We start from the raw sequence: 4,726 nt of genomic DNA, 5'->3' as shown, positions 1-4,726 counted from the left end.
GGATGGTCGGGACAAGCCCGACCATGACGGGAGCGGTTGTTGCGCAGTCGTCTTAGTCAAATCTCAAACCCAGTCCCCGCGCGCGGCTTCCGCCGCCTTGCGGATCGCGGCGATATTGCCGGCATAGGCGGAAGGCCCGCCCTTGAACACGGCCGACCCGGCCACGAACACGTCCGCGCCGGCCTTCGCCGCTAGCGGCGCGGTCTCGACCGTCGCCCCGCCGTCGATCTCGAGCGCAATCGGCCGCTCGCCGATCAGCGCCCTCACCTGCGCGATCTTCGGCAGCACGGAATGGATGAAGCTCTGCCCGCCGAAGCCGGGATTGACGGTCATCAGCAGGATCAGATCGAGATCGTCGAGCAGCGGCTCGACCAGGGCGGCCGGCGTGCCCGGATTGAGCACGATGCCGGCCTGCTTGCCCTGCGCCTTGATCGCCTGCAGCGTGCGGTGCGGGTGCGGGCCGGCCTCGACATGAAACGAGATCAGGTCGGCCCCGGCCTTGGCGAAGGCCTCGATGTAGGGGTCTACCGGCGCGATCATCAAATGCACGTCGAAGAACTTGGTCGTGTGCGGGCGGATCGCCTTCAGCACGTCGGGCCCGAAGGTGATGTTGGGCACGAAATGCCCGTCCATCACGTCGCAATGGATCCAGTCGGCGCCGGCTTCGTCGATCGCGCGCACCTCCTCGCCGAGCTTGGCGAAATCGGCGGAGAGGATCGAGGGGGCGATGCGGATGGGGGCGCTCATGCCGCGCGGTTTAAAGCATGGACCCTGCGAAGGGAATTGCGGATTCGGTCCACCAGACCCGCGAAGGCGGAAAGCTCAGCGCAACGCGACCGGCACCGAGAGCCGCCGGTCGGCTTCCGCGATCTCAGCCGCCACCTGCGCGAAGGCCGGCCGCTCGCCGAGCCTGGCAAACCAGCCAGACAGGCCGGGATGGCCGGCGAAGGACGGCCCGCCCAGCCGCCGGCCGAAGAGCAGCCCCATGAACAGGGCGATGTCGGCGGCGCCGAGCATCGGGCCGAAGAATTCCCGCCCGGCCAGCCTCTCCTCCAGCCGGGCGTGATGGCCGGCCAGCGCCTCCTCCGCGATCAGCGCATCGGCCTCCTGCGCCGCCCGCAGCGCCGGGTCGACGGGCCGCGGCCCGGTGCGGTGCATCAGCGGCTTCAGCGCCTGCAGCAGGATCTCGTCGGCGAAGAGTTCGTCGAGCCGGCAGCGAGCACGCTCGACTGGGCTGCCCGGATAGAGCGGGACCTCGGGATAAGCCTCGTCGAGATATTCGACGATCACGGTCGAATCGTAGAGCACCAGCCCGCCATCGCTGAGCACCGGCACCTGGCCCTTGGGATTGAGCGCCAGCACCTCCGGATGCTTCGGATCGTAGCCGGTCGTTTGGTTGAAGGGGACCATCACCCGCTCGAAGGGCAGCCCCTTCTCATGCAGCGCGACCTCGACCTTGCGGGCAAAGAGGCTGAGCGGGCCGCTGTAGAGCGTGATCATGGGGCAACTCCGATGGAACGGAGGCGACCCTTGCAAGGTCGCCCGTCAGGCCCCGTCAGCAGCCGCCTCGCCGCGCCGGATGCGCCCGGCGAAGCCGCTCAGCAGCCAGGGCATCAGATAGATCGGGAACTGCGCCAGTGCGAAGAACAGGAAGGTCGAGGGCGGCACGCCGGCCCCGAGAGCGGCGACGATCATGCCCATGTTCCGCTGCCCAGCGCCGTATCCGACCATGAAGCGCTCTGAGCGGCGCAGGAAGCGCAAGGCGAGATAGCTGACCACGAGCCCGATGATCGAGACGGCGAAGGCGCAGGCGAGGAAACCGCCGACCCGCAATGGAGTGTCGAACGCCGCCTGCGTGACGCCGTCCATCGCCGCGATGGCGAAGGTGAAATACATCAGCACCCCGAAGCCATCGAGATTGGCCTTCATCGCCTTGATGCGCGCCATGCCGAGCGCCCATCGCAGCACCGCCGCCGCCGCCATGCCGCCGCCGACGAAGAGCAGCAGCCGCAGCGTCAGCACCCAGCGGTCGAGCGGCACCGCGGCCCCCGCCAGCAACTCGACCAGCATCGGTGCGACGATCGGGCTCGCCACGGTGGTGATGATCACGCCCGCGATGATCAGCGAGGGCTCGAAACCGTAGAGGATCGCCACCGCGGGCGACGACATGATCGGCGGCGCCGCCGCGAGGATCGCGAGCCCCAGCAGCAGCCCCGGGTCGATGGCGTCCCGCCCGACGATCAGGAAGGCCCCGCCGATCACGACGACGGGCGCGGCGATCATCCACAGGCAGGTCAGGATCAGCTTGCCGGGCTTCCGCAGCAGGCCGGCGATGATCGCCACATCCGCGCGCATGAAGACGATGGTGGTGAAGCAGAAGATCGTCACCGGCAGCAGCGGCCGCGCCGCGGCCGAGAATTGCGGCAGCGCCAGCCCGAGGAAGATCGACAGCGCAAACCCCTGCGTGCCGTAGCGCCCGAGCCAGGCGAGACCGGCGGCCAGTGGAGCGGCGATGCGCGTGAGCATGAGAGGCTTGAGACTCGAAAACGGCCGGAAGGACGCCGACACTCGCCGATCGGGACGCCCGCGTCACCCACCGCTGCGACAGCCCCGCCCTGCGCCGGCAGAAAATTGCGCCAGCAGAGCGCTTTGCCGGCTCGTATCGGCACGGAACGGATGCTTGGCGCAAATCTTGCGAAACTTGGGCGCAAGCCGCGCAAAAACCCACCGCGACGCTGACACGGCGTCACAAACGGCTATTTTCAAGCGGGTTGAGCGGGCCAGGAGCGGGTGATGGCGACGGATACGATCGTTCTCGGGGCAGGCATCGTCGGGATTTCGGTGGCGCTGCACCTGCAGAAGGCGGGCCGCTCGGTCCTCCTCGTCGACAAGCGCGCGCCCGGCGAGGAGACGAGCTACGGCAATGCCGGGCTGATCCAGCGCGAGGGCGTCTACCCTTATGGCTTCCCGCATGATTTCGGGGCGCTGATCCGCTACGCGATGAACAACACCATCGACGCGCATTACCACTGGAGCGCGATCCCCAAGCTCGCGCCCTTCCTCTGGTCCTACTGGATGCATTCGCGCGCCTCCCAGCACGAGGCGATCGCGCAGAAATACGCCACCCTGATCGAGCATTGCGTCAGCGAGCACGACGCACTCGCGCAGGAAGCCGGCGCGACCGGCCTGCTGCGCCGCAATGGCTGGATGAAGGTCTTCCGCACCGCCGCCCAGCAGGACGAGCGCCTGGCCGAGGCCGCGCGCTGGAACCGCGATTTCGGCCTGAACTACAGGCCCCTCGACAAGGACACGCTCAAGGCCGAGGAGCCCCATCTCGACCATGACAGCCTCGTCGGCGGCCTGCATTGGACCGATCCGGTCACGGTGATCGACCCGCTCGGCCTGTCCAGGGCCTATGTCGCGCGCTTCGAGGCGCTGGGCGGCAGGCTCGCCCTCGGCGATGCCGGCACGCTCGCCCAGGACGGCGCGGAGTGGACGGTGAAGCTGGCCGATGGCACCACGGCCAAAGCGCGCGACGTCGTCGTCGCGCTCGGCCCCTGGGCCGACATGCTCTCCCGCAAGCTCGGCTACAACCTGCCGCTGGCGGTCAAGCGCGGCTACCACATGCACTACAAGGCGCAGGGCAACGCCGTGCTGAACCACCCGGTGCTCGACACCGAGCGCGGCTATTTCCTGGCGCCGATGCAGCAGGGCATCCGCCTGACCACCGGCGCCGAATTCGCCGACCGCGACGCGCCCAAGACGCCGGTCCAGCTCGAGCGCGCCGAGCCGATCGCCCGCACCCTCTTCCCGCTCGGCGAGCGCATCGACCCCGAGCCCTGGCTCGGCCGCCGCCCCTGCACGCCCGACATGATGCCGATCATCGGCCCGGCGCCGAAGCACAAGGGCCTGTGGTTCTCCTTCGGCCACGCCCATCACGGGCTGACGCTGGCCGCCGTTACCGGCCGCATGATCGCGGAAATGGTCACGGGCCAGAAGGTCTTCGTCGATCCGACGCCGTTTGCCCCGGCGCGCTTCGCCTGAAACGCGGCCTCAGCTGACCAGCGGCATCGGCTCGAGCAGCACCTCGGCCAGCCCGCGGCCCGCCAGCGCGATCCGCAGCGGGCCGGTGATGCCCGCGCCTGCGGTGAAGACCGCGACCGCCTCATGCCCGCCCGCCCGCTCGGCGGCGGCATCGGCCCCGAGCAACTGCAGGACGCGCCGCGCGATCGCCGGCGCCGGGTCGATCCACTCCACCGGCCAGGGCGCGACGCGCCGCATCGGCTCCAGCAGCAGCGGATAATGCGTGCAGGAGAGCGTCACCACATCGGTGCGCCGCCCATCTCGCTCGACGAAACAGGGGGCGATCTCGGCGGCGATGGCGTCATCCTCCCCCTGCTCGCCCCTCACGGCGGCCTCGGCCAGCGCGGCGAGCCCCGTCGCGCCGACCAGCGTCACGTCGCAGCCGCCGGCATAGGTCGAGACCAGCCCGCGCGTGTAGTCGCGCGCCACCGTGCCCGGCGTCGCCAGCACCGAGATCAGCCCCGAGCGCGTCGCCGCGGCCGCCGGCTTGCTCGCCGGTACGGTGCCGACGAAGGGAATGGCGAAGCGCGCCCGCAGCGCCGGCAGCACCAGCGTAGAGGCGGTGTTGCAGGCGATCACCACGAGATCGGGATGGTGACGGGAGACCAGCCGCTCCATCACCGCCAGCACGCGGGCAACCAGC

General features: G+C 69.6%; 5 protein-coding genes. 1 reads left to right on the top strand and 4 read right to left on the bottom strand.

The genetic code is table 11. The features are described 5' to 3' along the window. Positions 1 to 63: 63 nt before the first annotated feature. The 3 genes from rpe to Q8M82_RS19365 form a co-directional block, all read right to left on the bottom strand. Positions 64 to 747, bottom strand: coding sequence for a ribulose-phosphate 3-epimerase (gene rpe / locus Q8M82_RS19375; RefSeq protein ID WP_305692932.1), 684 nt, complete (start codon positions 745 to 747; stop codon positions 64 to 66). 75 nt (positions 748 to 822) lie between these two features. Beyond that, a complete protein-coding gene (locus tag Q8M82_RS19370) occupies positions 823 to 1,500 on the bottom strand; it encodes a glutathione S-transferase family protein (protein ID WP_305692931.1) in 678 nt (225 codons plus the stop codon). Between the two features lie 45 nt (positions 1,501 to 1,545). Beyond that, positions 1,546 to 2,526 carry a hypothetical protein gene (locus Q8M82_RS19365; RefSeq protein WP_305692930.1) on the bottom strand — a complete coding sequence of 327 codons (981 nt, stop codon included), beginning with the start codon at positions 2,524 to 2,526 and terminating at the stop codon, positions 1,546 to 1,548. Positions 2,527 to 2,793: 267 nt separating this feature from the next. Between Q8M82_RS19365 and Q8M82_RS19360 the strand changes: the two genes are divergently transcribed. Next, positions 2,794 to 4,044: an NAD(P)/FAD-dependent oxidoreductase gene (locus Q8M82_RS19360; RefSeq protein WP_305692929.1), complete on the top strand. Its 1,251-nt coding sequence runs from the start codon at positions 2,794 to 2,796 to the stop codon at positions 4,042 to 4,044. A 9-nt stretch (positions 4,045 to 4,053) separates the two neighbouring features. On the opposite strand, the gene Q8M82_RS19355 is transcribed toward Q8M82_RS19360, so the two are convergent. Next, positions 4,054 to 4,726, bottom strand: a 673-nt coding sequence (locus Q8M82_RS19355) for an aspartate/glutamate racemase family protein (RefSeq protein ID WP_305692928.1), incomplete at its 5' end; no start/stop codon positions are given.

It is taken from the genome of Allobosea sp. (assembly GCF_030694325.1).
Classification (GTDB): domain Bacteria; phylum Pseudomonadota; class Alphaproteobacteria; order Rhizobiales; family Beijerinckiaceae; genus Allobosea.
Note: the sequence above shows the minus strand (reverse complement) of the source record. Positions and strands in the feature narration are given on the sequence as shown.

What these genes read in the sequence shown, in the direction of transcription:
- rpe (WP_305692932.1), bottom strand. Translation starts at nt 747, where the DNA reads ATGAGCGCCCCCATCCGCATCGCCCCCTCGATCCTCTCCGCCGATTTC.
- Q8M82_RS19370 (WP_305692931.1), bottom strand. Translation starts at nt 1,500, where the DNA reads ATGATCACGCTCTACAGCGGCCCGCTCAGCCTCTTTGCCCGCAAGGTC.
- Q8M82_RS19365 (WP_305692930.1), bottom strand. Translation starts at nt 2,526, where the DNA reads ATGCTCACGCGCATCGCCGCTCCACTGGCCGCCGGTCTCGCCTGGCTC.
- Q8M82_RS19360 (WP_305692929.1), top strand. Translation starts at nt 2,794, where the DNA reads ATGGCGACGGATACGATCGTTCTCGGGGCAGGCATCGTCGGGATTTCG.